Origin of the sequence: Candidatus Cloacimonas sp. (genome assembly GCA_039680785.1) — a bacterium.
In the GTDB taxonomy this organism is placed as follows: Bacteria; Cloacimonadota; Cloacimonadia; order Cloacimonadales; family Cloacimonadaceae; genus Cloacimonas.
In genome coordinates this window covers 1-5,283 of the sequence record JBDKSF010000097.1, presented here as the reverse complement: position 1 = coordinate 5,283, position 5,283 = coordinate 1, and the positions used below count along the sequence as shown (strand labels likewise).

Annotated in this window: 2 protein-coding genes; both read right to left on the bottom strand. The window is 38.1% G+C overall.

Translation table 11 applies throughout. The features are described from left to right. Positions 1–1,263: 1,263 nt before the first annotated feature. Entirely contained in the window at positions 1,264–2,802 is a 1,539-nt protein-coding gene (locus tag ABFC98_07140; protein ID MEN6445801.1) for a hypothetical protein, read from the bottom strand. Positions 2,803–3,164: 362 nt separating this feature from the next. Beyond that, the coding region (locus ABFC98_07135) for a transglutaminase domain-containing protein (protein ID MEN6445800.1) at positions 3,165–5,283 on the bottom strand (2,119 nt) is incomplete at its 5' end.

Here is a 5,283-nt window from a genome sequence, read left to right as displayed (position 1 = left end):
TGCCTTTTTTGATTTCTTGCTTTTCTTTTCAGTTTTTCTAATAAACATAATGTCATTGATAAAGAGCACATATTTTTGTCAAGATATAATCTTTTATTTGTGGGCACTACATTGACCGTTTTTACCCTTTTTTCGCCTGTTTACACAAGTGGCAGCATATTTCTTTCACATTGCTATTTAAGCAGTTATGCAATTTAGCACGTTTGCTTTATCCTCCTAAAATGGATTTTTACAGATGAAAAAAACAGCAAAATGGTAAAGTTGGGTTAAGTCAAAATCGGCATATTCTATGAGATTATTAGTGACCTTGTGCAAAGATAGAGAAAAGGATAAAAATGTTTGGCAGACAACAAACAACACCGATTTTAACTCAAAGGGCGAAACTTATTAACAACGGGTTTTAACCCGGTGCAAAGTGTAAGAATGGGAAAAAGTCCCAGCGGGACGATACATATTAACAACGGGTTTTAACCCGGTGCAAAGTGTAAGAATGGGAAAAAGTCCCAGCGGGACGACAGACACTAACAAAGCCATTGAACAATTAGGAGCGAGGGCATTATCTCAATGATTTTGGCTGATGGGGAGAAATAATCAAGAAAATAGGTCTTTATTATCTGTTTTTTACAATTATGCCTTCAAAAAATCCTCTTTTTTGTTCATTTTTACCCTTTTTCCGTAATCCGGGCAAACCCCTTCTCTACTATGCTCGTAAAATTTTTATACTATGTTTCAAATTAAAGGCAATTGCCCCCATCAACAAATAATCTGCAGTTTTCTTTAATCCCATATAGATAGACCTATCCCAACCAAAATATTTCTTCAAATTTCCAAAACTACAACTCGGTTGGCAATGTACTTTTTTCTTGTTTTAACTCACAATTTTGAAGTTAGGGACCAATGATAATTCGTTGGAAAATGTGTGCAATTTTAGGGATGTGGTTACTGAGAGGGTAGAGCAAAATTGTAAGTCAAAACAAGCATCGGTGTTAGTTTTTGCCAGCTACAGATTCGCGTCCAATTTCTACCTTGGAGAGAACTTTATTGATTTTAGTCCAGTCCATTATCAAATCTATTTCTTTCAGAAAGTGCTTTTGATTAGCTTAAGCGGTTTATAATCTCTTGATCGGCTTTAGTTTGCTTTTCCATAATAAGCTCCTTAATAATTATGGAACTACTTTAATATCCCCATTTGTTTTGCCAGTAACTATTTAAGACCATATTTTGTCCACTTTATATGCAACGATCTTATAATATCTCTTTATGCTATTTTATCAGCATAAATTTCAAGGGTTTTGTCCCCCTGTCTCGTTGATTTACTATATATAAACCTGCGGCAAGCTTATTACCTTGATCATCTGTACAATCCCAAACAATCTCTCTAATGTCTTTCATATATAGTGTGTTGACCTTTTGCCCCTTAAGATTATAGATATCTAAAACATTATTATTCTTAGAGTTAGATCGTATTGTAAGATGCTGATCTGATATTATTGGATTGGGAAATATCTGAATCTCGCAGTTATTTATAACTGCTAAATCTTCATCATTGGAACAGGATACACTAACATCAAAACTATAGATTTTGTTGTCTTTTATGATAAACTGGGTCTTGTTGTAAGAAAAAGCTTTACAGCTATATGACACATTAGTGCTTACTGGAAAATAAAACTGATGCACAACTGGAAAGTCATAAGTCCATAATGCCAATATTTCTATAGAACTGGGAAGGCTAGTAGAAAAAGTAGTAATGTCTTCCGAAACTGGTGTGATAGTGGGAGTGTAGGGACCAATACAGGAAGAATAGATTACATCAGGATATTGCTCTAATGGGCTCCTGTTATAGTAAAAGAAAAACAGCTCAGTCAAATCATCAAAATACAATCTTAGGATTCCATTATCTCCAAATTGCGAGATATCCTCAAGCCAACACTCTATTGCTAAGGGTGGCTCAAAGAAATAATAATGCAAAGAATCCGGTTCGGGAAAAGAGCATTCAAGACAACCATTCGACATTGGAAGCCCGGGATAACGAACATACCATTTACCGAAGATTGATTTGGGCTCAAACCCAGATCCCTTTTCAAAATAGCTATTTAATAGTGACTCATCAGTGCTAACTTGGGTTGTGATGATATTTCCAGCCGAATCATAAATAAACCACACTTCTTCAAGTACTCCAAAAACTCCATCTTTTGCGTATAGAAAATGGGTATCAGGCAATGAAAGCACCACAGGGTACTGATCAATTACACAGTAATAGGCATTGCCCTGGAGTAATGTTACACTGTTGCCGTCTATTATATTATAATAAACTAAGCTATCTGTTGCTGCAATAACAATAGCATCTACGGCAACAATATCAGTCATAGTGCGTAGATTAAAATCCTGATCCACGGAAACATCAGAAATTACTCTGCTCGTTAGAAGGCCTTGATTTAGCATAATAACCGCAATTCCAGAAGTCAGTTCATGAACAAGATATAACCTATTAAACCTCCATTTCCAATACATCCCATAATTCGTAATCCCCTCAAGCCCTGAAACGGTGCCAATATCCACCAGGGGTGTAGTTTGATTGATCTGAATATTATATTGAAAGGAACTAATCTGCAGGGTGGAAGTTCCATAGTGTAGTTTATAAAACTGGAGATCACCATTAGGAAGTTGAAACACATAATCGTATGTGTGTGGAATAGTCAAAGAATCCTTTATCGTAACCTCAAGGTGTGGTTGTTGTGCATACAATGCGATAGTGACCAACCAAATTAGTACTATCAATATAGTAACTTTGTTTGTTCTCATTTAATCCTCCAGATTTGTTGAGTCCAAAATGTTGGTGTCCATTCCAACTCATTGTTTCTCAGGTTGTTTGAGAACATTTTATCGTCCTCGTTTCTCACAATCTATGTTAGTATATACTAACAAATGCATCATCTTCATCTTGCCAATTTCAATTCCCGAGGGGCTTACGCCACCCTCGCTATGATTATATCGCTCTTCGGGCTTTGATCAGCCGTAAAATTTATCTAGCTGGAATATAAGTCCCAGCGGGGCGACACATATTAACAACGGGTTTTTAACCCGGTGCAAAGACGAACAGGATAATAAGTTTCACCGTAACTAATTATCCAATGGAAAATTAGGTATTAAGTGAAACAAACACTCTATTTCAGGAAAAGCATTTTGCTGGAAAGGGTTTGCGTGCCACTTTGCACTTTCCAGATATATACTCCGGCAGGAACAGATAGGCCTTTATTATCTTTTCCGTCCCAGGAAATATTGCAGGAACCAGATTTTAAAGATACATCTTTCCAGCTTCGAAGAGTTTGTCCTTTCAGGTTATACACGGTAATTTCTGCCAGGCAATCTTTAGAGGACTCAAAAGACAAAGAAGCTTCTGTTTTAAAGGGGTTGGGATACGCAGAAAGGTTCGTTAAGATAGCTGGTGCAAGTTCATCCTGAGTTTGGGTTCCGTTATGCTGAAAAAGTAAAGAGCCATTTATTTTAACTGCATTGCGATGCTGATAAGAATTATCCATAATGGCATACCAATCCGAACCAAGAGGGATGCTGAAAGTTCCACTTGCCTGAGTTGAGGGACCTAAATGGCTATAGCCGGATCCGATATTATCCAGTTGCCAAAGTAGTAAATTGTCACTATCCAAAACCATAAAGTTCGCTTCTGCAGGTGTTTCTACCAATTTATAGTGGTAGGGACGGCTTCCCAAAGAATAAATATCATCCCATAAAGTGTAGCCGGTAATGTAATAGCCATCACTACTGAAAGATACGGCAAACTGAAAATCCTGAATCGGGTCTTCCGGAGGAGGAAGTTCTTCCAAAGAAGGTTCAGGCATAACCGCTGGGACAGTAAAGATAAATTGATAGTTTTCACCAGCAATGGAATTTTCTACTAATTGAGTATAAGTTCCTACAATTGCAGGAAATACGCCAAAAGTAGTTTCCGTGCGGCCTCTATAATTTCTGCTTTCACCCACGGTAAAAGTTACAATGCCGTTATTATTGGTATATTGATCACAATCAAAAACATTGCTACCGTCCAAAATGGCAATAACAACTCTGGCTCCGTCCACAGGGTGCTGATTGGAGTCAACAACCTGAATAGTAATATGGCAAAGCCCTTCGGAATATCTATCCGTTACGGGAGTCAATAAACCATCGGAGCGAATTTCAATAACGCTACCAAAGACCTTGCCCCAACCGTTTTCATAAACCAAAGGATTATCTATATAGCCATTTACCGGTTCCCAAGCAACCCAATTCTCATCCCAAAATTCGTTCCAAGTGTGGTCTGTGGATATGGAAATTATACTGGTGCAGGGAATTAAGGCAAGACGAGCTACCGCGGCAGTTAAATCGGCATATTCTCCACAGCGTCCAATATGTTTGGTGATAATTCTAACTGGTTGATGAGGTCTTTCGTTATTGGAAGTGAAACTCATCTGTTGATTTATCCACCACTGAATTGTACGGATGGCATCATTTCCAGTGCCATCACGATTAAAAAGTGTTTGGCATTGAACCAAGGTATCGCTTAGAACTGGATAGTCACCTTCCTGAAGGTTATAAAGATAGGTTCTCCAAAATTTGCCTGTGGGGGGAGTAGCTATGTTATTATTATGGGTAGAATTATTTTCTATAACCGTAGGATTGATGTAGGCAGCTATTTCATCGGTAAGCTTAGGATGAACAATATACCAATAATAGATCTCTTGAGGGACGGTAACTTGTTGCACTTCTCCATTGGTGTTCTTTTTTAAGTAACTGGTTGTGGAATAATAATTTCCACCCATAGTGGAATTTCCCGTATCCACAATTTCCACATAAGGAAGCTCTGTGGCAAGAGTATAGATAGCGGTTGCATTTTCCGTAAAGAGCTCCGGCAGAGCAAAGGTTGAATTTAAATATTGAGGTGAAGAATTAGCAATGCAAAAAGCAATTTCATCCACATAAGGGTCTTGCGTGGAAAGAATCAGATTTGACCAGAGCAACTGTTTTTCCGGTTCCAGTTGTGCTAAAATGGAAGAAAGTTCTGCCTGCAGCCATTCTGGGGACTTGTTGATTGCCTGAAAAGCCGTTTCCGAAAGGGAATAGGGGGAACCAAAGGGCTGAACATTATGCGTTAAATTCATAAATTGCATACCAAATTGTTGTTTAGCCGGAAGACGATAGTTGAAATTCAGTTCCTGTAAAGTATCCCAGTTTTTTGGAATTGGCAGGTTGCCGTTTTTTGTAGGTGGCTGAGGATTGATGAGTTTGGGA